The following is a 24,913-nucleotide window of genomic DNA, read 5'->3' as shown; positions in this document are numbered from 1 at the left end:
CCCGCACGCGCGGTCGCGCTGCGGGTGCCATAGTCGCGCGTGGCGACGGTCGGGCTTTCAGGAAAAACTCCCCGGGAACCTGCGTTCCCGGGGAGCTTCGTTACGCGTTACAGCTTGAGCGAGACGCCGGCGACGATCTGCCGCCCGAGCAGATCATAGCCCATGATCGTGTTGCCGCGCAGCAGCCCGATACGCGAGCGGCTGTCCGGAACGATCGGCGGGTCGCGATCGAAGATGTTGTTCGCGGCAAGCCGGAACGTCATCTGCTTGTTGATGTCGAACGTCAGCGCGAGATCGAACCAGTCATAGGCCTTGATGCCCGGCCACTGATCGCGACGCGCGCTGACATCCTGTGCCGGGATGCCGGTGTCGGCAGGCGCATAGACGTCGAGCGGCATCGCCGAGCGATGGCGCCAGTTGAGCGACAGGCTGGTCGAGCGATCCGGCGCGGTCCAGGTCGTGCGGAACTGGTGCGACCAGGTCGGCATGCTCTCACCGCACAGATTGCCGAAATAGCCCACGCAGTTGCGCGGGGCGATCGTCGGCGATGCCTGCGAGGTGACCGAGGTCATCAGCGTGCCGTTGAAGCTCATGTCGAGCCCACCGATCCCACCAAGGCCGACAGCGTACTGGCCCTGGAAATCCCAGCCATGCGACTGCGAGCGATAGCCGTTGGCCGAACCACGCGCGACCCAGCCGGTGGAGGGGCTGGTCGCCGGCGAACTGGACAGCGTGCCGTCCGCGTTGCGCACGATGCCGCGACAGAAATAATTGTTTCCGGTCGCGAGACACTCGTTGATCAGGTTCTGCGGCTGGAGGAAGTCGAGCTGGTCCTCCAGGTCGATCAGCCAGCGATCGACCGACACCGTCAGGCCCGGCACGAAGCGCGGGCGGAACACGACGCCGAACGTCTTGGTATAGGCGGTCTCGGGCTTCAGGTCGAACCCGCCTTCGCGCACCGTGCAGCGATCATCCGGGCAGATCAGCGTCGTGCTGCCATACAGGTTCGCCGGCAGCCCGGTGTTGGCGCATTGCTGCGGCGTCGCGAGCGGGGGAAGGCGCGGGCCATTGGGGTTGGCCGTGTTCACGCGCGGCGCGCAGGGATCGGAATAGAAGCCCTGGTTCCAGAACACGTTGGACGCGCCCTGTGCGGTGCCGACGCCGGGTGCCGCCTGCGACTTGTTGTACGACGCACGGAAGGTCAGGTCCGCGATCGGCGACCAGATGCCCTCGATCTTCCAGGTGCCGAACTTGTTCTCCAGACGGTTGTACTTGGACAGGCGATAGCCGCCGTTCAGCTGGAGCAGCTTGGTCCAGGACTGGTCCTCGACCAGCGGTGCCTGGATTTCGGCGCTCGCTTCCAGGATGTTCTGGGTATAGCGCGAATTCTCGCCACCGTTGTTGTCGATGTAGATCTGGTTGACGACGGTGCGTTCCATCTCCTCGCGATACTCGCCACCCAGCGCGATCGCGACGCCCGACGTCGCGAACGGCGAGGTGATGCCGTACTTGCCCAGGTCGCCGCTGACGGTGCCCAGGAACTGCAACAGGCGCGGGATGCGCGTGCTGATGCCGCCGCTGGCTGCACCATAGATATACTGGTTGAGCGCCGCGTCGCTGTTGAACGGTGCGAAGGCGTTGAACGGCACGCAGCTGGGATCGCTGCCATTCACCACCGAACGACAGGTCGGACGGCCATTGACGTTGACGACGTCGAGCGAGCGATTGACCTTGGTATAGTCCGCGAACGGCACGTCGATCGTGTCGAGCTGCGCACGCGAGATCATGCCCGCCACGTCATAGGACCAGACATCGTCGAACACCCGGCCACGCAGGCCGGCGACGACGCGGTAACCCGCGTTGGTGAACTTCTGTTCGACCGACGGCATCGTGTCGAAGCGATAGCGCACGTCGAGCGGGGCGTATGCAGTGGCGGACCCTGCATTGGCGCCGCACAGCACCTGTGCCTGCGATGCCGACAGGAACGGGTTGTTGCAGTTCACCGAATAGGGCGTCGAGCCATAGACGGAATAGGAATAGGTACGGTTGAGCTGGGTGTTGTACGACTTGTCGCGATAATACAGCACGTTGCTGTACAGCTCGACATGATCGGTGATCTGCGCGGTCAGGAATCCGCCGACGTTCAGGCGGTGGAACGGCCGCTGGAACGCCCAGTCGTCATACGGATTTGCAGAGGCGCCCGAAGGGCCGCTGTTGATCGGAATGAAGGTGCCGTTGCCGTTCGGGTTGTTGACCAGCTGCTGCCCGGCGAACGCGCCCGACTGCGGGATGATCGTGCCGGCGGGCGTATAGCTCGCGCGCGAGCACGACAGCGGCGACGTGTTGCTCGTCGTCACCACTTCGCACACGCCGTTCGAACGGTCGCCCAGGCGGACCAGGCTCGACTGGCGGTAGTTGGCGAAGGCCGAGATGTTGACGCGGTTGTCGAACAGGTTCGCGCCTGCCGCCACGCTCACGTCGGCGCGGGCGCCGTCGTTGCTCATCCCGTTGGGCGCGTTGAACCCGGCGCGCGATGCCGCGTCGGTTACCGCGGTTGACCGGTTGTTGTGGTTGAAGAAGCTGTAGTTGCCGTCGATCCGAAGGCCCTCGAAGTTCTTCTTCAGGATGAAGTTGACGACGCCCGCGACCGCGTCCGACCCATAGACCGCCGACGCACCACCGGTCAGCACGTCGATGCGCTCTACCAGGGCGTTGGGGATGATGCCGACGTCGACCGTGTTGGGCAGGCCGATGCGCATCCCGTCGATCAGCATCAGCGTGCGTTCATAGCCCAGGCTGCGCAGCTTGATGCGTTGGCGCCCTTCGGAGTCGCTGAAATTCTGTTCGGAGTTGACCTGCACCTGCGGCAGGCGGTTCAAGACTTCCTCGATCGTCGTCGCGCCCTGGGCGGCGATTTCCGCTGCGGTGGTGGTGACGATCGGCGCGGCCGAGCGATTGTTCGGCCGGACGATGCGCGTGCCGGTGACGACGATGTCGCCGCCGCTCTGCGTGCTGGCGCTGTTCGCATCCGCAGCAAGATTGGCCGATGCCGCCGGATCGCCGATGGAAGCCGGTGCGTCCTGTGCCGCGTCGCTATTGGTATTAGAAAGTGCCTGTGCGGCGGCTGGCGTAGCGACCAGCGCGGCCACGCAACAACTGGTGGCCAACAATCCCCTGAATATCATTATAACTCCCCTTGTTCCCTCAAACATCGGGGGGAAAATATCTGACGCCGACCACTTTTCCGTGCCCTTGCGCAGATGTACGCGCGGCTTGCGGTTTGCCCATTCACCGCGCGCCATACCGGTTTCCCCGAGACCGATCGGGGGTTAATGTCACATAGGTTTCACGCGAACAATACCACTATTGACGATTGGTCTATTCAGGATCGCTATTGGCCGTATGTGGTTGTTTTCTGGCAACGGACAGGGTTGTCACGCGGGTGCGGCGATCCAGGGCCGCATTGCAGCGCACATATCCCACCGCTTCGCGCAGAGATTGCCGTCGACGCTGACTATACCCAAGAATTTCAGCCGGATACGCCGCAAATACGGCCGCGCGGGCGAGGGCGTTTGCGCCCCCGCCCGGATTTTCAGAAGAAAAGCTTGCGCACGCTCAGCCGCACCGCCCGCCCGGTGGGGTCGAGCAGGCCGGGCTGGTAGCTCAGCGGCACGACGCCAATCTGGTTGGTCACCCGCTGCCGCGTGTTCAGGATGTTGTCGACCGAGAAGGTGATGCGGGTGCCGCGCAACCACCGATGCTTGCGCACCAGCTTGATCTGCTGCCCCATGTCGGCGAACAGCCGCAGGTTGAACGTCGCGAGGCTGCCGAAATCGAGCTGGTCGCCGCTGCCGAGGGTGCCGGTGTCCACCTGGGTCCCGCTCTGCCACTTGCCGATCAGCCGCGCGCCCAGGCCATCCTTGGAAATGCCAGCCTGCGCCTCGACCTCATGCTCGGGCTGGCCGCCGCTGCTGCCGGTCGCCGAGCCGTTGAGAAGATCGAGCACCGGCAGGCCTTCGCGGATCGTCACCTGCTCCTTGAAATGCCAGGTGTGGTACAGGCTGAACTGGAGCCGCCCCGCCAGCGCGCCATTGGGACCGCCCATCCCGCGCCCGCCAAAGCCGCCGCCGGGACCACGCGGCCCGCCGCCGGGGCCTCCGGGGCCGCCGCCGAACAGCCCGCCCTGGGGACGCGGCGGACCATCGCCGCCGGGCCCGCCCGGGCCGCCGGGCCCTTCGGGGGGCAGCGGGGTGCCATTCTTCTCCGCCTCGGCCCGCGCCGCATCGCGGGCGGCGCGGCGGGCCTGGAACATCTTCTCCAGCTTGGACGCCAGCGGCATCGAGAAATTGACGCCCCAGCGCAGCTGCTCGCGCTCCGCGCTGGCGAAATTGACCGGGCGATTGTCCACGCTGATCAACTGGCCGCTCGCATCGCGAACGAATCGCGACGGGAACGCCGCCTCGACTGCCGCCGTGGCGGCGGGGAAGCTCGAAATCTGGTTCTTCGTCGTGCTGGTGATGTAATCGGCGCTGAACTGCAGGTCGGTGCTCTCCAGCGGGCGCACCGAGGTGCCCAGCTTGAGCACGTGCCGGCTGTCCGACCCCAGATTGGGATTGCCGCCGCTGATCGTGGTGACGCTCACGGCCTGGCCGCGCACATAATCGAACACGCGCACATTGGGCGTCGACAGCGTCGGATCGCCGAGCTGGTTGGCGCTCGGCGCGCCTTCCTCGTCGGTGACCGATACCAGGAAACGGACCTGCTTGAGCGGCGACCAGTTGACGCCATAGCCGGTGGTGACCAGCGTGCCGAAGTCCGACAGCTGCTCGACCTCGACATTGCCGTTGAGCGTGAGATCGCCGATCGCGTCGAGCACGGCGCGGCGGCGGCTGGCGATGGGCAAGTCGAAATTGGCCTGCACGCTGCCGCTGTCGCGCCCGACATCGCCCGCGCGGGCCACGCCGGCGCGCAGCGAACTGCTGCTGAAATCGCTGGTCCGCGCATTGACTCGAATGCTGGTCGAGGCATTGCCCGCCGGCACCTTGAACAACGGTCCGTTGATCAGCGCATCGACGCCGCCGACGCTGGAGGTCGAACGCGCCCGATCGCGCAGGCTTGGCTGGATCAGATTGGTATCGATCGGCCCGAACGGATTGAGCGACGCGACATTGGCGTCGATCAGCGACTGGATCGGTGCGGGGTCGATCCCCGTATCGGTCGTGCTGCGCGTCGTGACGCGATCGTAATTGCCGGTAACCGACCAGCGCCAGTCGTTGCTCCAGGGCAGCCCGTCGCCGTTCAGCGAGCCGCCGGCATGGGTGGTAAAGCTGTGATTGGTGCGCGCCATCGGCAGCAGATCGCCGAACGCGCGATAGAGCGTGACGTCGTTGACGAAGGGCGAATAGTCGTTGGTCGCGGGCACTGTGAGCGTCAGCGTCGGCAGCCCCAGCAGCGCACGGCTCTGCGACGCTTCGATCCGGGCGTTGAACGTCGCGGTCAGCTTGGCGTTGAGGTTGCGGCTGTACACGCCGTTCAACACGAGCTGCTTCGACGGCGCGACCAGCGTGCGATAGCGCGTCATGTCGGGCGTGTAGGGCTTGCCCGCGCCGGGCGCGAAGGCGGCGAGCGACGCCGCGCCATCGGCGGCGGACCCCGGCACCGCCGCCTGCGTCACGCGCGTGCCGGCCAGCGCGCTGAGCGCGGGGTCAATCTCACCGCCGTTGATGCCGGCGATATTGCCGCGCGGGTCGAACAGGCCGTTGCCGTTGGGAATGATGTCGCGCTCGCTTTCGAGCAGCCCCGATTTCGCAGTGTAGCGGGCATCGAAATTGATGCGGCCTTCGCGATTGATCTTGAGCACGTCCAGGTCGACGCTGCCATTGGCGTTGCCGCCCGCCGTCGGCATGCTGCCGACGACTTCGGCGGTCAGCGCGCGGAAACGGGGGCGCAGGACGATGTTCACCACGCGCTGGTCGGCGCGATAGCCGTATTTCAGCGCGACTTCCTCGGGCAGGATGTCGACGCGCTCGATCGCCTCGGTCGGGATTTCGCGGATTTCGGAGAAGCTGGAGATGCGGCGCCCGTTGAGCAGTACCACGGGCGCATCGCCGCCGCGCCCGCGCCCGCTGCCGGTCTGGGGCGCGAGTTCGGTAAGCAGGTCGGAAATCGTCGCGACGCCGTACGCGCGGACATCGGCGGGGGACAGCTGGACCTCGGGCGGGATGTCGCCCGGCACCGCGCCGCGCACTTCACCGCGCACGACGATCTCGTCCGAATCGGCAGAGTCGTCCTCCGGCGCCCCCGAGGGCTGCGGCGCGACCGGCGGCTGTTGCTGCGCATGCGCGGCCATCGGCAGCGCGCCGACCATCAGCCCCGCCACTGCACATCCCCATTTCACCATCACGCTACTCCACCCTGATTCCGCCCGCTTCGGGGTCGGCCCTGTTCCATGCCGGCTCGCTAAAGCGCAGTTGTCGCAGAATTGTGCCAGTGTTTCCCGGCGCGGATCGGATTTTCGGGGGAAGGTGGCGGCGCGGCGTTTCCGCCGCGCGCCCAGGGTTTCATGGTGCGGTCGAGAAGACTCGAACTTCCACGGCCTTTCGGCCACAACGACCTCAACGTTGCGCGTCTACCAGTTCCGCCACGACCGCACGTGAAACTCCGCTGGTGTCCCCAGCGGCTGGTAAGGCGGTGGGCCCTAGCATCGGCCAAGGCGGGTTGCAAGCGGCGTGAAGCGCTTTCCGCATTATCCTTTTGCGCCGGCCGGCGCCGCCTTGAAATTCGCTCTTTCGCGAACTTCCAAAAAGTCTCTAAGGCCTGCGGCACCATGCGTCCCTCCCCAGCCCTTTCCGCCGAGGCGCGCCGCATCCTGGCGCTGGCCTGGCCCGTGATGCTCACCAGCCTGAACTGGACGATCCTGCACGTCACCGACGTGGTGGTGGTGGGATTCGGCGGTACGGGCGAAGTCGCCGCGCTGGGCGCCAGCCGGACGCTGACCTTTCCGGGCATTGTCATGGGGCTGGGCGCGCTGACCGGCGTGCTCGTCCATGTCTCGCGTGCCGATGGCGCGGGCGACCTGCGCGAGACGGGGCGCGTGCTGCATCAGGGGCTTGCACTGGGGCTGCTGCTCGGGCTGCTCGGTGCGCTGGGACTGTTCTTCTTTGCCGAGCCGTTGCTGCTCGGGCTCGGCGTCGCGGCGCACACTGCGCCGCAGGCGGGGCGCGTGGTACAGGCGATGGCGTTCGCCTTTCCGTGCCAGCTCGTCATGATCGCGGCCAGCTTCTTCCTCGAAGGGGTGAGCCGCCCGCAACGCGTCACGGTGGTCAACCTGGCGATCCTGCCGGTCAACGCCCTGCTCGCCTGGGCGCTGGCGGGCGGGCATCTGGGGCTGCCGATGCTGGGTGCAGTCGGCGCGGCGCTGGCGACGACGATCGCGTCGGGGCTGGGCGCGGTGGGCATGGTCGCCGCCGCCTGGACGCTACCGCGTGCCCGCGCGCGCGGCGTGCACGCGCTGGGCGAGGTGTTGACCCCGGCCACCTGGGCCGGCGCATTGCGGCTGGCGAAGTTCGGGCTGGTGCCCGCGATCGCATCGGGGCTGGAACTGGTCGGCTTCTCGATCCTGATCGCGCTGTCGACGCGGCTGGGCGACGTCACTGCGCACGCCTTTCAGATCGTGTTTTCGGTGCACAACGTCACCTTCGCGGTGGCGCTGGGCCTGGGATCGGCGGCGGGCGTGAGGGTGGGCAATGCCGTGGGCGAGGGCGTGCCCCATGCCGCCGCCGGGCGCGCGATGATCGCGGCGGTGCTGGCTGCGCTGGCGACCGCGCTGCCCGCGTCGCTGCTGGTACTCATGCCCGGGCCGGTGATCGGGCTGTTCCCCGCAACCGATGCGGTCCATGCCATGGCACTGTGGATGCTGCCGATCTGGGCGCCGTTCATCCTGTTCGACGGCGTGCAGGTGGTGTTCGTCTATGCGCTGCGCTCGCTCGGCGACCAGGTGGTGGCGGGCCTCAACGGCATCATCGCGTTCTTCGTCGTGACCGGCGGGGCGGGACTGTGGTTCATCCACGCCGGCATGGGTGCGCTGGGGCTGGTGCTCGCCTCGGGCCTGGGCATGGTCGCGGCCGCGCTGCTCGACGGCGCGCGGCTATGGTGGATCAGCCGCCGATTTCGCTCGCAAAGCTGAGCTGCACCACCTTTGCGCTGGCGGGCATGTCGACCTTTGCACTGTTGAATTCGACCGAGCCCTTGGGCGCCAGTTCGCGCGTCACGGGGGTGATCCGCCAGCTATAGACCAGCTGCTTGGCGCCGTCGCGCAGCTCGACCCGGATGTCGGGCACATGCTGCCGGTCGCCGCTGGGGTTCACCACGCGGCCCGACACGGCGAACACTTCGCTGCCGTTGGGCATGGTGCGCAGCTCGACATTCTTGTCGGCAAAGACCAGCGGCGTGTCGATTTCCTTGCCGATGCCCAGCCCGAACTGCGCGGCAAGACCCGGCGCGCCCGAATAGAGGATGGCGCCCGCGCCCAGCAGCATCGAGACGCCGGCAACCAGCGCCGCTGCGGTCCAGCGCCGGGCCGGGTTGCGGCGCGGCTTGAACGGCGGCTGGGGCGCGAAGGGATCGTAATCGGGTGCCGCCGGGCTGGAGAGCGCGGCATCGTCGAACACGCGCGGCGCAGGCGGCGCGGGGGCAGGGGCCGCCACCGGCGCGGGGGTCGCGGCTTCGGGCGCCGGATCGGGGGATGCGCGCGTGGAAAGGTCGAGCACCGCCGGCGCCTGGAACCAGCTATGCTTGCAACTGGCGCACCGGACCGTGCGCCCCTCGGCCCCGATCGCAGTGTCGGGGACCAGGTACCGCGTCCGGCACTGACTGCATTCCAGGATCATCTACGCGTTCTCACAACCGGTTGCCCACTGGCCGGTGCCGCGATTCTAGCTGCATCCAGGCGCACTGCCAAGCGCCGTCGCAGCACCATGCGACGCACTGCTTGAGCGCACCGGGCGGCTGTGCGATGGCGGAGCCGCCGCACAGGGGACACAGGGAGAACGGCGTAGCCCGAACGCATGGCCAATATCGTTCAATTCGAGGATGTCGGCCTGCGCTACGGGACCGGACCGGAGACGTTGTGCGACGTCTCGTTCACGCTGAAAAGCGGGTCCTTCTATTTCCTCACCGGCACATCGGGCGCGGGCAAGACGTCGCTGCTCAAGCTGCTCTACCTTGCCCAGCGGCCGTCGCGCGGCGTGGTGCGGCTGTTCGGTGAGGATGCGGGCGCGCTGCCCCGCCAGCGGCTGCCCGGCTTTCGCCGCCGGATCGGCGTGGTGTTCCAGGATTTCCGGCTGGTCCCGCATCTGTCGGCGCATGACAATATCGCGCTGCCGCTGCGCGTCGCGGGCGTGTCGGAAAGCGATATCGCGGCGCCGGTGCGCGAGATGCTGGCCTGGGTCGGGCTCGAGGACCGCGGCAATGCCCGCCCGGCGACGCTGTCGGGCGGCGAACAACAGCGGATCGCCATCGCCCGCGCAGTGATTGTCCGCCCCGAAATCCTGGTGGCCGACGAACCCACCGGCAACGTCGATCCCGACATGGCGGAGCGGCTGCTGCATCTGTTCGATTCGCTCAATCGGCTGGGGACGACGGTGGTGGTCGCCACGCACGACTTCCACTTGCTCAGCCGCATTCCCAACGCGCACCGGATGCGGCTGGAAAACGGGCGGCTGCTCGATCCCACGGGCGTGCTGCGCAACCCGCCGGGGGCGCCGTGAAGCTGAGCCCCGATCCCAGCGCGACCGATCGCCGGCTGCTCGACGAGAGCGGGCGCACCCGCGCGATGGCGTGGATCATGGCGATCATGCTGTTCCTCACCGTGCTGGCCGCCGCGCTGGGGCTGGGCATGGCCGGCGCCACCGCGCAGCTCGACCGCCAGCTGGCCGGGCGGCTGACCGTGCAGATCGTCGAGCCCGATCCCGCGACGCGCGACCGGACGGCGGCGGCGATGGTGACGGCATTGTCGCGCATCCCCGGCGTGACGCGCGTGGCGGAGGCCGATCGCGCGCGGCTGGCGGCGCTGCTCCAGCCCTGGCTGGGCGACACGGGCATCGACCCCGACCTGCCGATGCCGGCGCTGATCGACGTCGAGATGCGCGGCGGCGACGTCGCGCTGGTCGAACAGGTCGCGCGCCGGATCGCGCCCGCCGCGCGCGTCGATCGCCACGCGGCATGGCTGTCGCCGGTGCGGGGATTCCTGTCCACGCTCAGCTGGCTGGCGCTGGGGCTGGTGCTGCTGATCGCTGCCGCCACCGCCGCCGTCGTGCTGCTTGCGGCGCGATCGGGGCTGGACACGCACCGCGCCACGATCGAAGTGCTGCACATGCTCGGCGCCACCGATGTCCAGATTGCCCGCCTGTTCCAGCGGCGGATCGCGTTCGATACGCTGGCCGGCGGGCTGCTGGGCACCGGCGCGGCGATCGCGCTGGCATCGCTTCTCCAGGCGCGCCTCGGCCTGCTGGGGTCCGAGATGCTGAACGGCATTGCGCTCCAGCCGCGCGACTGGCTGCTCCTGCCGCTCCTACCCCTAAGCTTCGCGCTGCTGGCGACGGGGGCGGCGCGCTTTGCCGTGCTGCGCGCATTGGGGCGCACGCTGTGATCTGGCGCACGCTGCTGTTGCTGGTGGTCGCGTGGGTGCTGGGATTCGCGATCTTCATGATATCGCTCGGCAAGCCGCTCGACGACCGCAAGACCGACGCGATCGTCGTGGTCACCGGCGGGCCGGGGCGGATCGATCGCGGCATCGCCGTGCTGACGCGCGGCGACGCGAAGCGGATGCTGGTCAGCGGCGTCGATCCCGATGTGAAGCCGGTCGAGTTCGCCGTGCAGTACAAGATCGATCGCACGCTGTTCTCCTGCTGCATAGACCTGGGGTGGCAGGCGGTGGACACCCGCTCGAACGCCGAAGAGACGCAGAAATGGGTCGCGCGCCACGGCTTCAAGTCGATCCGGCTGGTCACCACCGACTGGCACATGCCGCGCGCGCGGATGGAACTGGCGCACGCGCTGGGCGGCGACGTGGAGATACTGGGCGACGGCGTGCGCAGCACCGCCGGGTTCCAGGTGCTGTTCCGCGAATACCACAAGTATCTGGTCCGACGGATCGCGTTGCTGTTGGGAGCGGGATGAGGTGAGGGGTGTGCGTACGCTGCTGTTCAAGGCGGTGTTCTATGGCGTGTCGGTGCCGATCGTGCTGCTGGCGCCGGTAATGGCGCTGTTCGGCGACCGCGCCTTTCGCGGCTGGGTACTTCGGTGGACGACGTTCCACGCCTGGTGCGCGCGGCACATCATGGGCATCCGCACCCGCGTGGAGGGCGCGCCGATCCAGGGCCCCGCGCTCTATGCCGCCAAGCACCAGTCGTTCTTCGAAACCTTCGAGCTGGTCCGCATGCTGGATGCGCCGGCGATCGTGATGCGCCAGGAATATGCCCGCATCCCGGTATGGGGATGGGCGGCGCGGCGCTATGGCGTGATCGTGATCGACCGCAGCGGATCGGCGAACGCGCTGCGCCAGATGATGCGCGAGGCCAAGGCGGCGGGCGACGCCGGGCGATCGGTGATCCTGTTCCCCGAAGGCACGCGCTCGCCGGTGGGCGAGGCCCCGCCGCTGCGATCGGGCCTTGCGGGACTATACCGCGCGATCGGCCTGCCGGTGGTCCCGGTCGCGCTGGACAGCGGGCATGTGTGGCCCAAGGTCGGCCCGATGCGGCCGGGGGTGGTGACGTTCCGCTTCGGCGAACCGATCCCGGCAGGGCTGAAGCGCGATGCGATCGAGGCGCGGGTGCATGCGGCGATCAATGTGCTGAACGGGTGAGGGGGTTGGGTCAGGCGGGCCGCTTCAGCTTTGACCTTGCATCAGTCGAACGGTTGAGATTGGTGGAAGCAATTGTGGTCAGGGTGCGCGGCTGGCGCTTTCTTTGATCCTCCCCCGGAGGGGGAGGGGGACCAGCCGCAGGCTGGTGGAGGGGTAGTCTCCCCATGTTCCACGACTCGAAGAAGACGCAGCACGTTCGCGCCCTTCGCATACCCGCACAGATAACTCCGTACGATCCGAAAACCGCGATGCACCACATCGTATGTTATCGCCCGCGGTGACTACCCCTCCACCGGCTTCGCCGGTCCCCCTCCCCCTCCGGGGGAGGAATAAGCCCCTCACTCGTGCGAGCGGCCGAAATCGGGGCGGGCGTCGTCCTGGCCCTGGTCGATGATCGAGCGGCGCACCGCGCGGGTGCGGGTGAACAGGTCGAACAGTTCGTCGCCCTTGCCCCAGCGGATCGCGCGCTGGAGCGCGGACAGGTCCTCCGAAAAGCGCTGGAGCATGTCGAGCACGGCCTCGCGATTGGCGAGGAACACGTCGCGCCACATCGTCGGGTCCGAGGCAGCGATGCGGGTGAAGTCGCGGAAACCGCCCGCCGAATATTTGATGACTTCGGACGCGGTGACTTCCTCCAGATCCGATGCCGTACCGACGATGGTATAGGCGATCAGATGCGGCAGATGGCTGGTCACCGCCAGCACGCGATCATGGTGCGCGGGGGCCATCGTCTCGACCTCCGCCCCCAGCCGGCGCCAGAATTCGAGCACGCGCTCGGTCGTCAGCGGATCGGTGCCCTCGGGCGGGGTGATGATGCACCAGCGCTTGTGGAACAGCGAGGCGAAGCCTGCCTCCGGCCCGCTATTCTCGGTCCCCGCCACGGGATGCGCGGGGACGAAAATGAGGCCCGGCGCGGCGGCGTGCACGGCCTCGACCACGCTTTCCTTGCACGATCCTACGTCGCTGAGGATCGCCTCGGCCGGCATGTCGGCGGCAATTTCCGCCGCGACCGGCCCCATTGCGCCGACGGGTACGCACAGGATCACCAGGTCGGCGTCGATCACGGCGGTGCCGGCGGTGTCGGCCACGTCATCGCACAACTCGATCCGCACTGCCGTTTCGCGCACGGCGGGATCGGCGTCATAGCCGGTGACCCGCACGCTCGGCATCGCCTGGCGCACGCCGCGCGCGATCGACGAGCCGATCAGGCCCAGCCCGATGACAGTGACGCGCGCAAAGGGCAGCATCAGGCGCCCACGATGGCGCGCAATGCCGCCGCCAGCCCGGTGATTTCCGGTTCGGTGCCGATCGTGATGCGCAGCCCGTGGGGCAGGCCCTGCCCCGGCAGCCAGCGGACGATATAGCCCGCCGCCATCAGCCCCTTGTACGCCGTCTCGGCGCTGGTCTCGCCTTCGAACAGCACCAGCACGAAATTGGCCTTGGAGGGGACGACGCGCAGCCCCTTGTTCCCCATCGATGCGATCTGATCGGCGAACCAGGCGCGCCACTGCGCATTGTGGCTGCGGCTGTTCTCGACGAACGCCTTGTCCTGCAGCGCGGCGACCGCCGCCTTTTGCGCGCCGATGCTGAACGCGAAGGGCGCGCGGATGCGGTGCATCGCATCGATCACCGCCGGCGCGGCATAGCCCCAGCCGACCCGCGCCGAGGCGAGCCCGAAAATCTTGGAAAAGGTCCGCGTGACCAGCACATTGGGCTGGGTCCGCGCCAGTTCGAGCCCGCCATCGTCGTCCTCGGCGCTGAGATACTCGGTATAGGCCTGGTCGAGCACCAGCAGCACATCGCGCGGCAGCCCGGCGTGGAGCCGCGCAATTTCCTCGCGCGCGGTATAGGTGCCGGTGGGGTTGTTCGGATTGGCGACGAACACGATGCGGGTGCGATCGGTGACGCGCGCGAGGATCGCGTCGACATCGGTCGCATAGTCCTTGTCCGGCGCCACCACCGGCGTCGCCCCCACGCGCCGCGTCGCGATGTCATAGACCGCGAAGCCATAGCGGACATAGATGATCTCGTCGCCCTGCCCGGCAAAGGCGCCGGCGGCGAGGTGGAGCACTTCGTCCGACCCGGTGCCGTAGATGATCCGGTCCGCCTCGACGCCGTAATGCGCCGACAATGCATCGCGCAGTTCGACTGCGGCGGCATCGGGATAGCGTTCCAGCTCCATTGCGGCCGCGACATAGGCCGCGCGCGCGCCGTCGGGGGTGCCGAACGGATTTTCGTTGGACGAGAGCTTGGCGACCTTGCGGCCGTCGTCGGTCGTCGAGCGACCGGGCACATAGGGAGCGATGCCCATGATCCAGGGCTTGGGAGCGGGAGCGTTCATGGCCGCGCGGATTGGCCCAATGCCCGCCGCTTGGCAAGCGCTGCGCCCCCTATCGGGCAAGACGCGGCTTGAACCCGCCGCCCCGCCCTTCTAACGAACGCGCCATGTCCGACGATCAGCGCTTCGGTCTTGCCCGCGTGGCGACGTTGCCGGGGCCACTCAGGCTCGACGGCGGCGTGCTGCTGTCGCCGGTGGACATCGCCTATGAAACCTATGGCACGCTGGCGCCCGATGCGGGCAACGCGATCCTGGTCACGCACGCGCTGACCGGGGACCAGCATGTCGCCTCCGCGCATCCGGTGACCGGCAAGCCCGGCTGGTGGGCGCGAATGGTGGGGCCGGGCAAGCCGATCGACACGGATCGCTATTTCGTCGTGTGCGCCAATGTGCTGGGCAGCTGCCTCGGCTCGTCGGGGCCCGCCAGCATCAATCCGGCGACGGGCAAGCCCTGGGCGATGACCTTCCCCGTCATTACGATCCGCGACATGGTGCGCGCGCAGGCGATGCTGCTCGACCATCTGGGCATTGCCCGGCTGTTCGCGATCGTCGGCGGATCGATGGGCGGGATGCAGGCGCTGAGCTGGACCGCGACTTATCCCGAGCGCGTGGCCTCCGCCGTCATCATCGCATCGGCCCCCCGGCATTCGGCACAGAATATCGCGTTCCACGAAGTCGGGCGGCAGGCGATCATGGCCGATCCGCGCTGGCGCGGCGGCGACTATTATGCCGACAACGATCCCCCCGCCTCGGGACTGGCGGTGGCGCGGATGGCGGCACACATCACCTATCTGTCCGAAGCCGGGCTGACCGCGAAGTTCGGGCGCAAGCTCCAGGGGCGCGAGGCCAAGACCTTCGGCTTCGACGCCGATTTCCAGGTCGAGAGCTATCTGCGCCACCAGGGGTTGAGCTTCGTCGACCGGTTCGACGCCAATTCGTACCTCTACATCACCCGCGCGCTCGATTATTTCGACCTGGCCGAGGAGCATGGCGGCAAGCTGGCCAATGCGTTCCGGGGCACGGCAACGCGGTTCTGCATCGTCAGCTTCGACACCGACTGGCTCTACCCAACCAGCGAGTCGCGCAGCGTGGTCCACGCACTCAACGCCGCCGGCGCGCCCGCCAGCTTCGTCGAGCTCAGCTCGCCCTTCGGCCATGACGCCTTCCTGCTCGAAAGCCCCGAACTGGACCGTGTGATCGGCGGATTCCTGCGCGCAGGGGAGGCGGCATGAGCTATCGCCTGTCGTTCGAGCGCGCCGACCAGCAACTCGACCTGATCCACGCCTTTCTCAGCGGCTCCTATTGGGCCGCGGGCATTCCGCGCCATGTGGTGGAGCAGTCGATCGCCGGTTCCTTCTGCGTCGGCGCGTTCGATGCCGAGGGCGACCAGGTGGGATTCGCGCGCGTGGTCACCGATCATGCGACCATGGCGTATCTCGCCGATGTCTTCGTGCTGCCCGCGCATCGCGGACAGGGCGTCGCGCGGCAGATGATCGAGGGACTTCAGGCGCATCCCTCGCTCCAGGGGCTGCGCCGCTGGCTGTTGTTCACGCGCGACATGCAGCTCCTATATGCCGGGCTCGGCTGGCGCCCGCTGGCGCATCCCGAACGCTGCATGGAGCGGCACCAGACGGACCCGTACACGCAATGACCCTGCGCCCCGACCTTGCCCTGATCGCCGCGCATGTCGCGCGCGAGAGCCGCGTGCTCGACATCGGCTGCGGCGACGGCGCGCTGATGGCGGCGCTGCGCGACCAGCGGGGTTGCGACGCGCGCGGGCTGGAACTGGACCCGGGCAATGTCGCGGCGGCGATGGGGCGCGGGCTGCCGGTGATCCAGGGCGACGCTGATACCGACCTGGCCGATTATCCCGACGCCAGCTTCGACTATGCGATCCTGAGCCAGACGCTGCAGACCACGCGCCGCCCCGACTGGGTGCTCGACCAGTTGCTGCGCATCGGCGGGCGCGCGTTCGTGTCCTTCCCCAATTTCGCGCACTGGCGCGTGCGGGCGTCGCTGTTGTTCGGCGGACGGATGCCGGTGACGCGGCTGTTGCCGCTCAAATGGTATGCCACGCCCAACATCCATCACGTCACCGTCGACGATTTCCGCGCGCTGGTGGACGAGCGGGGGCTGACCGTCGAGGGCGCATGGTTCCTGTCGGGCGACCAGCAAACCGGGTCGGCGATGGCAAACCTGCTCGCGGAGCATGCCGTATTCCTGTTGAGGCGATGACGATGACTCATGTGAAGCAGCTGCACGCGGCGTATCGCGACGATATCGGCGACCTCGTAACCCGCCGCCCCGTACCGGGCCCGGCGATCGACCATCTGGGCGCGTTCCTGTTCCTCAACCATCACGGGCCGCAGACCTACGCGCCGAACAATCGCGGCCTGCCCTTTGGCCCGCACCCGCATCGCGGGTTCGAGACAGTGACGTTCATCCTGGAGGGCGAACTGGCCCATACTGATTCGGCGGGGCATGAGAGCATCATCCGCGCGGGCGGCGTCCAGTGGATGACGGCGGGCAGCGGGCTGGTCCATGCCGAAGTCTCCCCCGCCGATTTCAAGCGCGACGGCGGGCCGATGGAGATTCTCCAGCTGTGGGTGAACCTGCCCGCACGGCTCAAAATGTGCGCGCCGCGCTATGTCGGCGTCCAGGCCGATGGCATCCCCGCGATCCCGGTGGACGGCGCAACAGTGCATCTCGTCTCGGGCAGCTTCGCCGGCGTCGCCGGGGCGATCGAGTCGCTGACGGGCGTGTTCCTGAGCTGGGTCGAAGCGGCGCCGGGTGCCGCCGTGACCTTCGACGGGCTTCAGGGACGCGATGTGTTCCTCTATGCCGCGCGGCGCACGATCGCCGTGGACGGCACGGCCATCCCCGCCTTCACGCTGGCCGAGGTCGCGCCGACCGACACACTCACCGTCACGGCAACCGAACCCGCGCTGTTCCTGTTCGGCCATGCCGATCCGATCAACGAGCCGGTGGTGGCCCACGGCCCGTTCGTGATGAACAGCGTCGAGGAAATCCGCCAGGCCTTTGCCGATTACCAGGCGGGCAAGTTCGGCCATGCGGAGATCGTGCGCGGCTAAATCCGCCGGCCCCAGTTGAGCGTCACGCGCGTCTGCCCCTGATAGGGTTCGGCGACCACCATCACGCTGCGCTCGGACTCCTCGCCCGCCTCGTATTTCGTGTCGGTCATCGTCTTGTGGGCGAGGCCGGAGGCGTTGAGCTGGGCGCGCGACCAGCCGAGCACCGTGCGTGGGTCCGCCGCCGTGTTGTACACGATCGTGCCCGAGACATGGCGGGGCAGCCCATCGGGCGCGGAAATGCAGCTGGTGACCTGCGCATCGACATAGAGGGGCACGAAATCGGGCTTGTTGCTGCAATCAATGGCTGCCGTCACCGCCGCCGGCGTGCCCTCGGCGGCAGCGGCGGCGACGTTCTGGGCGGTGGGGTCGCTGACAGTGTCGGACGACGCGCCCCCGCCGCACCCCGCGAGCAGCAGCGGCAGGGCGAGAAGGGCGGCTCTGTACAAAGGCTGGGGCATGGTCGCTCCGCGCTCGAGTGGGGAGAAACGCTCCCCGACACGCGCATAAGCATTTCGCAGCCGGAAAGGTTGCGTCCCCGGCGTCAGGCCGCTGCGGCGCGGCGCCCGCCCAGGACGATGCCGCCCAGCGTCGCGGCAACCATGCCGATCCAGAAGATCGCCGTGAAGGGCGCCGCGTCTCCCACCGCAAACCGCAAAGCCAGCGTCACCAGCAACAGGGCCGGTGCGCCCCAGACGATGCCGTGCCATGCGCCGAGCAACCGGGGCTCGTGGATCCCCCGCCGCCGCCGCTTGCCCAGCCAGATATAGACGCCCGTGGCGCTCACGATCGTCAGCGCGAGGCCGAACAGGCAATAGGCGATCTTGACGGGCAGTCCGCCATAATTGCCGAAGTGCAGCTTGTAGTTCGATGCCGCCGCCTGCTTGCCGATCGCGCCATCCGCGAGGCCCGCAGTCCCATGGAACCGGCCGGCGGCGTCGAATGCGTAATACTCGCCGAAGATCAGCCGGCGCGGCGGGCCGCCGATGATCTGGACATGCTGGCCCGCCGTGCCCGGATCGTGCAGCGTGACATAGGTGACGGGCACGTCGGGGAAATGCTGCTGCATATAGCGCAGCGGCGTGGCGACATCCGCGAGCGGCGCCTTGGCCGCATTGGGCTTGCCCTCGCCGCCGAACACCGGGGCATAGACGGCTTCGAGGTCGCCGCCATAATAACGCTGCGCCAGGGCATAGGCTGTGATGCTGCCCAGCCCGATCACGGCGCCGGTGATCGCGATCGCCAGCCCGAACGGCAATGTCCACACGCTCAGCCGGTTATGCCAGTCCGCCAGAGCGACGCCGCCGCTGCTGCGGGTGCGCAGGCGGAACGCATCGCGGAAAATGCGCGGGTGCGCGAGCAGACCGGTCACCGCCAGCGCGACCATCAGCATTCCCAGGATACCCACCAGCGTGATGCCGAAGATGCCGGGAAGGTGCAGCGTATAGTGCAGGCCGTAGAGAAATTCGGACCAGTGGTTCTGCTCGGGCGCGGCGATCCGGCCCTGTGCGTCCAGGTGCACGGCCTGGCTGTCGGTCGTGATCGTGGTGCGCGGCAGTTCGGGCACCGGCAGGTGCACGTATAAGTGCGTCGTCGCGGGCTTGCCCCGCTCGCTTGCCAGCACCGCCGCGACGCCGCGCTGCACCGCATCCGGGTCGATCCGCGTCATTTCGGGGGCGTCGAGCTGCTCGGCGCGCTGCCATTGCTGATAGAATACCAGCACGGTGCCGCTCAGGCAGACGAAATACAGCAGCGCCCCGGCCAGCAGGCCCATCGCCGCATGCGCCGAAAGCGCGCGCTTTACCGTGGCGGCACTGGGCACCAAGTTCATGCGATCGCTCCGGGAATCAGGAAAGGCGCGCCCGCCGCCACACAGGCAAGCAGCGTCGCGATCTGGGTACGGCGGCGCGCCTGCATCAACAGCGCAGTGGCCAGCCCCGCCCAGACCAGCGGCACGGTATACAGGGCCGCGACAACGGCATTGGCCTCGCCCCAGCCGCTCCACAGCCCCAGCGTGCGCACCGCGAGGCACAAAGCGAGCGCGGCGATCAGCCCGCCGGGGATGACCAGCAGGAACGTCGCGACCCGGCGCCCGATCCGGCGCGGCTCACCCGGCTGCGGCAACATGCCGACGCGACGATTGGAGGCGGCGGCGCGGGCCGGCGGCGCGCGCAGCCCGGCGACGGCGAGCGCGACGAACGCCGCCCCCGTCGTCACCAGCGCGGCGACCGATACGCCCCATGCGCCCGCCGCCTGCCATCCGGCGACGACCGATGCCACCATCAGCGCCCAGCCGAGGGTATTCCACCCGGTCGAGCGATGCGGCAGCGCCCACGCATGGCGCAGCACGCCGACTGCGCCTGCGCCCATCGCACAGGCCAGCCACAGGATCGCCGCGCCCGGCATCAGAAGCGGTAGCTCAGCGTGCCGAAGATGTTCCGCTCGGCCCCGATGAAGCAGTCGCCGCGCGAAAGGCAGGTCGCGTAATATTTCTTGCCGAGCAGGTTGGTTGCGTTGAGTCCGAGGCTCCAGCGGCGCCACCGCAGTTCGGCGAAGCCATCGACCAGCGTATAGTCTGGCGTCCGCAGGCCATCGGGGAAGGCCGGGCCATAGGAGATGGTCTCGCCCGCATAGCGCACGCCGCCGCCCAGCTTCAGGCTGACCTCGTCCGCCACGCTGAAGCGGCGCGAGGCCCAGAGCGAGGCATTGTGCTTGGGCACGCTTTCCAGCTGCTGGTTGGTGCCGTCGATCTCGGCCTCGTTATAGCTGTAGTTCGCGATCAGCTGGACCTGGCCCGCGATCACGGTGCGCGCCTCGAACTCGATGCCCTTGGACGTCAGCGATCCCGCCTGGCGCTGGTCGAACGGGTCGGCCGTGGTGGGGTCGTCGACCGGGCGATTGGTTTCCTTGATGCGGTAGCCGGTCAGCGTGACCATGCTTGCGGCATTGGGCTGGTATTTGATCCCCGCCTCATACTGGTTGCCCGCCTTGGGCACGAACGGCTTGCCGTTGCTCGCGGTGCCGGCGATCGGCTCGAAGCTCTCGGTATAGCTGAAGAAGGGCGACACACCGGGCACGATCTCGCCGATGATGCCGGCGCGGAAAGTGGTCGCGCTCTGGGCGACGCGCGCAGCGCTGAAGCTGCGGCTGGTCACGCGGTCGCGCCGCGCACCGAGCACGATCGACACGCGATCCCACAGCCGCATCTGATCCTGGACATAGACGCCGAACTGGGTCTGCTCGACATCGTCCGAAGGCGCAGCGCCGGCGGGCAACCCGCCGCCGAAATCGGACAGCGCGGCATAGTCGATGTTGTACAGGTCGATATATTCGAAGCCATAGCCCGTCGTCTTGCGGACATGGTTCCAGCTGTAATCCACGCCGGCCAGCACGACATGCTCGATCGCGGCGCCGGTGTTGAAGGTGAACTGCGCGTTGTTGTCGGTCGAGAAAATCTCCATCCGCGCGGTGCTGCCCCCAGAAATGAGCCCGATCGTGCGCTGCCTGGGGTCCGCCACGGCAACGCCTTGCGCATCGGTCACCGGCGCGCCTGCGGCATCGAGCAGCACATAGGGATTGGCGGGGTTGGAATAGCTGTCGGGGTAGTGCGTCAGATAGGTCAGGTCGCTGTCGATATAGCGCGCCTTCAGGCTCAGCTTCGCCTTGTCGCTGAATCGGTGCGTCAGCAGCGCGGTGCCCTGGAGCAGCCGCCCGTCATAGCGGTCCCAGCCAGGCTTGCCGATGAACGTATCATTGGCAAGCTGGCCGTTCGGATTGGGCAGCAGCGTGCCGACGACTGGCAGGAACTGCGACGTCGAGCCGCCATCGTCCTCCTGGTACAGCCCCAGCAGCGTCAGATCGGTATTCGCCCCCGGCGACCAGGTGATCGACGGCGCGATCATCACGCGATCGTCGGGCACATGATCCACCTGCGTCCCCGCATCGCGCACCCGCGCGACGATTCGCGCGGCGAGCCCGTCGGTGATCCCGCCGGTCAGGTCGGCCATCACTTCCTTGCGGTTGAACGAGCCATAGCGGACCGCGACTTCACCCTGCGTCACGGACGAAGGCAGCTTGGAATTGAGATTCACCAGCCCGCCCAGCGAACCCTGGCCGAACAGCATCGATGCGGGGCCGCGCACCACCTGGACGCTGTCGAAATTATACGGATCGGCGCGGATGCTGGCGTAATAGCTGAAAATGTCGCGCATCCCGTCGCGAAACTGAAGCGCGTCGAGCCCGCGGATCGTCGCGCTGTCGATGCGACCGTCCGAGCCATAGGGGTTGGACTGGACGCCGGACACATAGTTGAGCGTATCCGAGATCGAGACCGCGCCCTGCGCCGTGTACAGTTCGGCGGGGATGACAGTGACCGGCTGCGGCACTTCGATGGCCGGCGTGTCGGTCTTGGTCGCGGCGCCGCTTTCGCGAAGCTGCCCAGACACGACGATGTCCGAATCGTCGCGCACGCTCTGCGCCTGGGCAGTGCCGGCGAGAACAGTGGCGCCGGTGAGCGCGGTAACAGACAGCAGCAGCGACTTGATATGGTTCATTACTTCACCCCTTATATGGGGGTGCCGTTAATGAGAGTCAGTCGCAGTATCAAGAATATTCGACCGCCGATCGCGCTTTTGGCGATCGCCCCGCATCGACGCCGGCGCGCCGATGCGGGATGCGGGGACACCATCAGAAGGGAACGTCGTCGTCCAGGTCGTCCGGGAATCCACCACCGAAATTGCTGCCGCTCTTGCCGCCGCCGCTGTTGAAATTGCCGCTGCCGCCGCCACGGACCGAAGACTGGCCGGCGAATTCGTCGGGCGCGCCCCAATCGTCGCCGCCGCCGCTGTTGCCGGCACCCCGTCCACCACCGCCGCCGCCCTGGCCGGGCGCGCCGTCGAGCATGGTCAGTACGCTGTTGAAGCCCTGGAGCACGATTTCGGTCGAGTAGCGGTCGTTACCCTGCGGGTCCTGCCACTTGCGGGTGGTCAGCGCGCCTTCGATATAGACCTTGCTCCCCTTGCGCAGGAAACGCTCGGCGACATTGGCGAGGCCTTCGTTGAAGACCTTCACCGTGTGCCACTCGGTCTTTTCCTTGCGCTCGCCCGTGTTGCGGTCCTTCCAGCTTTCGGACGTGGCGATGCGCAGTTCGACCACCTTGCCGCCGTTCTGGAAGCTGCGCGATTCGGGATCGCGGCCCAGATTCCCGACGAGGATCACCTTGTTCACGCTGCCGGCCATTCAAAACTCCAGTAAATCGATTGAGCGCACGCGTGGGACGGCGCTACACAAACCCATGGCTGAGATCATTAACCTGAACAAAGCAAGAAAAGCGAGAGCGAAAGCGGCGGCCGGTGCCACCGCAGACGCCAACCGGATCGCCTTTGGCCGGACCAAGGCCGAACGCGCCGCCGACGACGCCGCGCGGGCCAGGGCGGAAAAGCTGCTCGACGATTCGAAGCGAGAATAGGGGTCAGAGCCCCAGCGCCACCGCGCTCCAATAGGTGATGCCCGCCGCGACATAGGCCAGCGCAAACAGATAGCCGACCATGAACGCCGGCCATTTCCAGCCATTGGTCTCGCGCCGCGTCACCGCGATCGTCGAAATGCACTGCGGTGCGAACACGAACCACATCAGGAAGGCGAGTGCGGTCGGCAGCGTCCAGTGTTTTTGCAGGTTCTCGCGGATCGTCGCTTCGCCCGAGGCATCGTCGGGATTGTCGACTGCATAGACCGTCCCGATCGCCGCCACCGCCACTTCGCGCGCCGCCATCGCCGGGATCAGCGCGAGCGCGATGTCGCGGTTGAAGCCGATCGGCGCGACCACCGTTTCCAGCCCATGCCCGATCCGCCCGGCGATCGAATAATCGACCTTGGAAATCCCGCTGCCCTCCGGCGGCTTGGGGAAGCTGAGCAGCGCCCACAGCACCACGGTGGTGAACAGGATGATCGTGCCCGCGCGCTTGAGGAAGATCGCCGCACGCTGCCACAGGCCCAGCACCACGTCGTGCAGCCGGGGCAGCTGGTATTTGGGCATCTCCATCATGAAGCCGCTGGTCGCGCCCTTGGTCACGGTATGCCGCAGCACCAGCGCCGCGCCGAACGCGCCGACGATGCCGAAGATATACAGCGCGAACAGCACCAGCCCCTGGAGCCCGATGCCCGGCAACACCGCGCGATCGGGAATCATCGCCCCGATGATGATCGTGTACACCGGCAGCCGCGCCGAACAGGTCATCAGCGGCGCGATCAGGATCGTCGTCAGCCGGTCCTTGTCGTCCGAAATCGTCCGCGTCGCCATGATGCCCGGCACGGCGCAGGCAAAGCTGGACAGCAGCGGGATGAACGCGCGGCCCGACAGGCCGACGCCGGCCATCACCCGGTCCATCAGGAACGCGGCGCGGACCATGTATCCGGTCGCCTCCAGCACCAGGATGAAGGCGAACAGGATCAGGATCTGGGGCAGGAACACCACCACCGCCCCGACGCCGGCGATCACGCCGTCGAGCAGCAGCGAGCGCAGGAATCCGGGCGCCAGCAATCCGCCGATCGCCTCGGAGAGCGCGGCCATGCCCGCCTCGATCCAGCCGATCGGCGCTTCGGACCAGGCGAACACCGCCTGGAACATGACGAACATCAGCCCCAGCAGCAACACGGGTCCGAACACCGGGTGCAGCGCGACCGAATCGAACCGATGCGTCCAGCGCCGCGCCGCCGTCTCCGACACGGTGACCGCCAGCGCGATCTGGCGCGCGCGGCGCTGGAGCACGACGATATCGTGCTGCACGCCGGCGCCCGCGCGCACCTTGTGCGGCGTGCCGCGCACGACTTCCGCCAGCCGGTCGCGCAGCGCGTCCAGCCCGCGACGGCGCACCGCCACGGTGGAGACGACGGGCACGCCCAGTTCGCGTTCGAGCGCTTGCGCATCGAGCACCAGCCCGTCGCGTTCGGCGAGATCGACCATGTTGAGCGCGACCACGATCGGCAGTCCCAGCGCGATCAACTGCAGCGTGAAGCGCAGATGGTTGTCGAGGTTCGACGCATCGACCACGCACAGGATCGCATCGGGCAGCCGTTCGCCCTGCTGGCGCCCGACCAGCACATCGCGCGTCACTTGCTCGTCGGGGCTGGAGGGATCGAGGCTGTAGGTGCCGGGCAGGTCGATCAGCTCGACCGGGCGCCCGTCGTTCAGCGCCATGCGGCCCGAATGCCGCTCGACCGTCACGCCGGGATAATTGCCGACCTTTTGCCGGGCACCGGTCAGCGCGTTGAACAGCGCACTCTTGCCGGCATTGGGGTTGCCGACCAGCGCAACCAGCGGTGTGGCGTTCATACGATCGGCGTGGCGTTCGAGTCGATCGGCGTCCGCACCTGGATCGCGGCGGCGACGTGGCGGCGCAGCGCCACGGTCATGCGGCCGATCCGGCACGCCACCGGCCCGCCGCCGAGCAGCCCCGAGCGATGCAGCATCTCGACCTCGACTCCCTCATCGAGTCCCAGCTCGCGCAAACGGCGCGCCTCGGGCACGGCAAGGGAGTCCCAATCCACCGTCGCGACCGTCGCCGGACGCATCTTCGGCAATTTCGCAAGGGATACAGGCACGGAAAGCGCAGCAGCCACGTTCAT

At 67.7% G+C, this 24,913-nt stretch carries 22 protein-coding genes and 1 tRNA gene; 10 read left to right on the top strand and 13 right to left on the bottom strand.

Going from position 1 to position 24,913, the window contains the following annotated elements:
* Nucleotides 1-107 precede the first annotated feature (107 nt).
* From ACG3SL_RS18250 to ACG3SL_RS18240, 3 genes are all read right to left on the bottom strand, one after another.
* Complete coding sequence (locus ACG3SL_RS18250) at nucleotides 108-3,185, bottom strand: TonB-dependent receptor domain-containing protein (RefSeq protein ID WP_448662586.1); 3,078 nt, start codon at nucleotides 3,183-3,185, stop codon at nucleotides 108-110.
* Between the two features lie 407 nt (nucleotides 3,186-3,592).
* The gene (locus tag ACG3SL_RS18245) at nucleotides 3,593-6,400 is read right to left on the bottom strand and encodes a TonB-dependent receptor (RefSeq protein WP_448662585.1); all 2,808 of its coding nucleotides are present in this window, start codon (nucleotides 6,398-6,400) and stop codon (nucleotides 3,593-3,595) included.
* A 163-nt stretch (nucleotides 6,401-6,563) separates the two neighbouring features.
* Nucleotides 6,564-6,650 (bottom strand) — tRNA-Leu (locus ACG3SL_RS18240).
* A 176-nt stretch (nucleotides 6,651-6,826) separates the two neighbouring features.
* Here ACG3SL_RS18240 and ACG3SL_RS18235 point away from each other — a divergent pair.
* Entirely contained in the window at nucleotides 6,827-8,185 is a 1,359-nt protein-coding gene (locus tag ACG3SL_RS18235) for an MATE family efflux transporter (RefSeq protein WP_448662584.1), read from the top strand.
* Here the strand turns inward: ACG3SL_RS18235 and ACG3SL_RS18230 are convergent.
* The gene (locus ACG3SL_RS18230; protein ID WP_448662583.1) at nucleotides 8,157-8,888 is read right to left on the bottom strand and encodes a zinc-ribbon domain-containing protein; all 732 of its coding nucleotides are present in this window, start codon (nucleotides 8,886-8,888) and stop codon (nucleotides 8,157-8,159) included. The genes ACG3SL_RS18235 and ACG3SL_RS18230 overlap by 29 nt on opposite strands.
* Before the next feature lie 177 nt (nucleotides 8,889-9,065).
* Between ACG3SL_RS18230 and ftsE the strand changes: the two genes are divergently transcribed.
* Genes ftsE through ACG3SL_RS18210 form a run of 4 tightly spaced genes read left to right on the top strand, consistent with a single transcriptional unit; the run spans nucleotide 9,066 to nucleotide 11,863 of the window.
* Nucleotides 9,066-9,767, top strand: coding sequence for a cell division ATP-binding protein FtsE (gene ftsE / locus ACG3SL_RS18225; RefSeq protein WP_448662582.1), 702 nt, complete (start codon nucleotides 9,066-9,068; stop codon nucleotides 9,765-9,767).
* A complete protein-coding gene (locus ACG3SL_RS18220) occupies nucleotides 9,764-10,648 on the top strand; it encodes a cell division protein FtsX (protein ID WP_448662581.1) in 885 nt (294 codons plus the stop codon). Before ftsE ends, ACG3SL_RS18220 begins: the two co-directional genes overlap by 4 nt.
* The gene (locus ACG3SL_RS18215) at nucleotides 10,645-11,178 is read left to right on the top strand and encodes a YdcF family protein (RefSeq protein WP_448662580.1); all 534 of its coding nucleotides are present in this window, start codon (nucleotides 10,645-10,647) and stop codon (nucleotides 11,176-11,178) included. Before ACG3SL_RS18220 ends, ACG3SL_RS18215 begins: the two co-directional genes overlap by 4 nt.
* Nucleotide 11,179: 1 nt before the next feature.
* Entirely contained in the window at nucleotides 11,180-11,863 is a 684-nt protein-coding gene (locus tag ACG3SL_RS18210; protein WP_448662579.1) for a lysophospholipid acyltransferase family protein, read from the top strand.
* A 338-nt stretch (nucleotides 11,864-12,201) separates the two neighbouring features.
* Here the strand turns inward: ACG3SL_RS18210 and ACG3SL_RS18205 are convergent, their stop codons facing one another.
* Together ACG3SL_RS18205 and hisC are read right to left on the bottom strand one after the other, a co-directional pair.
* The gene (locus tag ACG3SL_RS18205; protein ID WP_448662578.1) at nucleotides 12,202-13,110 is read right to left on the bottom strand and encodes a prephenate/arogenate dehydrogenase family protein; all 909 of its coding nucleotides are present in this window, start codon (nucleotides 13,108-13,110) and stop codon (nucleotides 12,202-12,204) included.
* A complete protein-coding gene (gene hisC / locus ACG3SL_RS18200) occupies nucleotides 13,110-14,204 on the bottom strand; it encodes a histidinol-phosphate transaminase (RefSeq protein WP_448662577.1) in 1,095 nt (364 codons plus the stop codon). Before hisC ends, ACG3SL_RS18205 begins: the two co-directional genes overlap by 1 nt.
* 104 nt (nucleotides 14,205-14,308) lie before the next feature.
* On the opposite strand from hisC, the gene metX reads away from it, so the two are divergent.
* The 4 genes from metX to ACG3SL_RS18180 are packed head-to-tail and all read left to right on the top strand — an operon-like array spanning nucleotide 14,309 to nucleotide 17,293.
* On the top strand, nucleotides 14,309-15,433 hold the full coding sequence (gene metX / locus ACG3SL_RS18195) for a homoserine O-acetyltransferase MetX (RefSeq protein WP_448662576.1): 1,125 nt from the start codon (nucleotides 14,309-14,311) through the stop codon (nucleotides 15,431-15,433).
* Nucleotides 15,430-15,852, top strand: a complete 423-nt coding sequence (locus ACG3SL_RS18190) for a GNAT family N-acetyltransferase (protein WP_448662575.1) — start codon at nucleotides 15,430-15,432, stop codon at nucleotides 15,850-15,852. The genes metX and ACG3SL_RS18190 overlap by 4 nt, the downstream gene beginning before the upstream one ends.
* Nucleotides 15,849-16,436 carry a methionine biosynthesis protein MetW gene (metW, locus tag ACG3SL_RS18185; RefSeq protein ID WP_448662574.1) on the top strand — a complete coding sequence of 196 codons (588 nt, stop codon included), beginning with the start codon at nucleotides 15,849-15,851 and terminating at the stop codon, nucleotides 16,434-16,436. The genes ACG3SL_RS18190 and metW overlap by 4 nt, the downstream gene beginning before the upstream one ends.
* 2 nt (nucleotides 16,437-16,438) lie before the next feature.
* The gene (locus ACG3SL_RS18180) at nucleotides 16,439-17,293 is read left to right on the top strand and encodes a pirin family protein (protein ID WP_448662573.1); all 855 of its coding nucleotides are present in this window, start codon (nucleotides 16,439-16,441) and stop codon (nucleotides 17,291-17,293) included.
* Here ACG3SL_RS18180 and ACG3SL_RS18175 read toward each other — a convergent pair.
* The 5 genes from ACG3SL_RS18175 to ssb form a co-directional block, all read right to left on the bottom strand.
* Nucleotides 17,290-17,751 carry a hypothetical protein gene (locus tag ACG3SL_RS18175; RefSeq protein WP_448662572.1) on the bottom strand — a complete coding sequence of 154 codons (462 nt, stop codon included), beginning with the start codon at nucleotides 17,749-17,751 and terminating at the stop codon, nucleotides 17,290-17,292. The two genes, ACG3SL_RS18180 and ACG3SL_RS18175, sit on opposite strands and share 4 nt — an antisense overlap.
* 83 nt (nucleotides 17,752-17,834) lie before the next feature.
* The gene (locus tag ACG3SL_RS18170; protein ID WP_448662571.1) at nucleotides 17,835-19,121 is read right to left on the bottom strand and encodes a PepSY-associated TM helix domain-containing protein; all 1,287 of its coding nucleotides are present in this window, start codon (nucleotides 19,119-19,121) and stop codon (nucleotides 17,835-17,837) included.
* Nucleotides 19,118-19,696, bottom strand: coding sequence for a hypothetical protein (locus ACG3SL_RS18165; protein ID WP_448662570.1), 579 nt, complete (start codon nucleotides 19,694-19,696; stop codon nucleotides 19,118-19,120). Before ACG3SL_RS18165 ends, ACG3SL_RS18170 begins: the two co-directional genes overlap by 4 nt.
* Nucleotides 19,696-21,843 carry a TonB-dependent siderophore receptor gene (locus tag ACG3SL_RS18160; protein WP_448662569.1) on the bottom strand — a complete coding sequence of 716 codons (2,148 nt, stop codon included), beginning with the start codon at nucleotides 21,841-21,843 and terminating at the stop codon, nucleotides 19,696-19,698. Before ACG3SL_RS18160 ends, ACG3SL_RS18165 begins: the two co-directional genes overlap by 1 nt.
* Before the next feature lie 133 nt (nucleotides 21,844-21,976).
* Nucleotides 21,977-22,528 carry a single-stranded DNA-binding protein gene (gene ssb / locus ACG3SL_RS18155; protein WP_448662568.1) on the bottom strand — a complete coding sequence of 184 codons (552 nt, stop codon included), beginning with the start codon at nucleotides 22,526-22,528 and terminating at the stop codon, nucleotides 21,977-21,979.
* On the opposite strand from ssb, the gene ACG3SL_RS18150 reads away from it, so the two are divergent.
* Nucleotides 22,509-22,757 carry a DUF4169 family protein gene (locus ACG3SL_RS18150; protein WP_448662567.1) on the top strand — a complete coding sequence of 83 codons (249 nt, stop codon included), beginning with the start codon at nucleotides 22,509-22,511 and terminating at the stop codon, nucleotides 22,755-22,757. The two genes, ssb and ACG3SL_RS18150, sit on opposite strands and share 20 nt — an antisense overlap.
* Nucleotides 22,758-22,760: 3 nt before the next feature.
* Here ACG3SL_RS18150 and feoB read toward each other — a convergent pair whose 3' ends face one another.
* On the bottom strand, nucleotides 22,761-24,620 hold the full coding sequence (gene feoB, locus ACG3SL_RS18145; RefSeq protein WP_448662566.1) for a ferrous iron transporter B: 1,860 nt from the start codon (nucleotides 24,618-24,620) through the stop codon (nucleotides 22,761-22,763).
* Complete coding sequence (locus ACG3SL_RS18140; protein WP_448662565.1) at nucleotides 24,617-24,913, bottom strand: FeoA family protein; 297 nt, start codon at nucleotides 24,911-24,913, stop codon at nucleotides 24,617-24,619. Before ACG3SL_RS18140 ends, feoB begins: the two co-directional genes overlap by 4 nt.

It is taken from the genome of Sphingomonas degradans (assembly GCF_053502645.1).
Note: the sequence above shows the minus strand (reverse complement) of the source record. Positions and strands in the feature narration are given on the sequence as shown.

Excerpts from the sequence above, each read along its gene's own strand:
- ACG3SL_RS18160 (WP_448662569.1), bottom strand. The coding sequence starts at position 21,843 with ATGAACCATATCAAGTCGCTGCTGCTGTCTGTTACCGCGCTCACCGGC.
- ftsE (WP_448662582.1), top strand. The coding sequence starts at position 9,066 with ATGGCCAATATCGTTCAATTCGAGGATGTCGGCCTGCGCTACGGGACC.
- ssb (WP_448662568.1), bottom strand. The coding sequence starts at position 22,528 with ATGGCCGGCAGCGTGAACAAGGTGATCCTCGTCGGGAATCTGGGCCGC.
- ACG3SL_RS18190 (WP_448662575.1), top strand. The coding sequence starts at position 15,430 with ATGAGCTATCGCCTGTCGTTCGAGCGCGCCGACCAGCAACTCGACCTG.
- ACG3SL_RS18230 (WP_448662583.1), bottom strand. The coding sequence starts at position 8,888 with ATGATCCTGGAATGCAGTCAGTGCCGGACGCGGTACCTGGTCCCCGAC.
- metW (WP_448662574.1), top strand. The coding sequence starts at position 15,849 with ATGACCCTGCGCCCCGACCTTGCCCTGATCGCCGCGCATGTCGCGCGC.
- ACG3SL_RS18165 (WP_448662570.1), bottom strand. The coding sequence starts at position 19,696 with ATGCCGGGCGCGGCGATCCTGTGGCTGGCCTGTGCGATGGGCGCAGGC.
- ACG3SL_RS18175 (WP_448662572.1), bottom strand. The coding sequence starts at position 17,751 with ATGCCCCAGCCTTTGTACAGAGCCGCCCTTCTCGCCCTGCCGCTGCTG.
- ACG3SL_RS18170 (WP_448662571.1), bottom strand. The coding sequence starts at position 19,121 with ATGAACTTGGTGCCCAGTGCCGCCACGGTAAAGCGCGCGCTTTCGGCG.
- ACG3SL_RS18205 (WP_448662578.1), bottom strand. The coding sequence starts at position 13,110 with ATGCTGCCCTTTGCGCGCGTCACTGTCATCGGGCTGGGCCTGATCGGC.
- ACG3SL_RS18180 (WP_448662573.1), top strand. The coding sequence starts at position 16,439 with ATGACTCATGTGAAGCAGCTGCACGCGGCGTATCGCGACGATATCGGC.
- ACG3SL_RS18140 (WP_448662565.1), bottom strand. The coding sequence starts at position 24,913 with ATGAACGTGGCTGCTGCGCTTTCCGTGCCTGTATCCCTTGCGAAATTG.
- hisC (WP_448662577.1), bottom strand. The coding sequence starts at position 14,204 with ATGAACGCTCCCGCTCCCAAGCCCTGGATCATGGGCATCGCTCCCTAT.
- feoB (WP_448662566.1), bottom strand. The coding sequence starts at position 24,620 with ATGAACGCCACACCGCTGGTTGCGCTGGTCGGCAACCCCAATGCCGGC.
- ACG3SL_RS18250 (WP_448662586.1), bottom strand. The coding sequence starts at position 3,185 with ATGATATTCAGGGGATTGTTGGCCACCAGTTGTTGCGTGGCCGCGCTG.
- ACG3SL_RS18235 (WP_448662584.1), top strand. The coding sequence starts at position 6,827 with ATGCGTCCCTCCCCAGCCCTTTCCGCCGAGGCGCGCCGCATCCTGGCG.
- metX (WP_448662576.1), top strand. The coding sequence starts at position 14,309 with ATGTCCGACGATCAGCGCTTCGGTCTTGCCCGCGTGGCGACGTTGCCG.
- ACG3SL_RS18245 (WP_448662585.1), bottom strand. The coding sequence starts at position 6,400 with ATGGTGAAATGGGGATGTGCAGTGGCGGGGCTGATGGTCGGCGCGCTG.